This window comes from Massilia aurea, assembly GCF_024753205.1.
GTDB lineage: Bacteria > Pseudomonadota > Gammaproteobacteria > Burkholderiales > Burkholderiaceae_D > Telluria > Telluria aurea.
On sequence record NZ_JANUGZ010000035.1, the window covers coordinates 1 to 762 of the forward strand.

The following is a 762-nucleotide window of genomic DNA, read 5'->3' on the forward strand; positions in this document are numbered from 1 at the left end:
TGATTACAGTGACCCAGGTTGGTACAAGCACCCAGCCGGAGCCCTGGCCTACGAATGGAGTGGAGCCCCGCTTGAAGCGGTCAGGAGTACGTCGGCCGGTGGGCAGTCTATGCCTGCGCCGAAGCCAGCGCAGAACGTGGAGTTTAACGTCCGCAAACCGTCGGGCCACTCCGGGCACTGACCGCAAATAGGGTTGCTAAGTAAGGTAACCGAACCGGACTTCGTCACTAGCGGCCAGAACGACAGCTAACCTAACTTGAAAGAAGAGATACCAAATGAAAATCGCAAAAATCGTCACCCACATCGCAGCAGCTACATTTGCGCTCATCACTGCTAATGGCGCCATGGCTCAAACGCATGACCATGAAAATCATGCAGCTGTGGCCGTTGCTGGCCAGGAGGCAGCTATGTCCGATGGCGAAATTAAGAAAGTAGACAAAGACACCGGTCGCCTCACTATCAAACATGGTCCACTTGAAAACTTGGGCATGCCAGGCATGACGATGGTGTTTGGTGTGAAGGATATGTCAGCTCTCGATGTACTCAAGGCAGGCGACAAAATCAAGTTTGTCGCTGAAAAGCTTGAGGGACGATACGTCGTCACGCAGTTGGCAGTTCAAGAATAAGTAAACAGGGTAGTAGATGGCGTCGTCGTCCTAAACTCAGCGTCGACGCTGGCTGTAAGGGGGATGAGTATGTTTGCAACCAACCAAGGAGTAAATATGAAAATCTCGAAAATCGCACTCGCTTCGTTCGCGTTCA

At 52.1% G+C, this 762-nt stretch carries 1 protein-coding gene; it reads left to right on the forward strand.

The features are described from left to right. Window positions 1–275 precede the first annotated feature (275 nt). A complete protein-coding gene (locus tag NX775_RS23925) occupies window positions 276–626 on the forward strand; it encodes a copper-binding protein (protein ID WP_370660619.1) in 351 nt (116 codons plus the stop codon). Window positions 627–762: the final 136 nt, after the last annotated feature.

Bases quoted from the DNA above. Each gene is read 5' to 3' on its own strand.
- NX775_RS23925 (WP_370660619.1), top strand. From the start codon at position 276: ATGAAAATCGCAAAAATCGTCACCCACATCGCAGCAGCTACATTTGCG.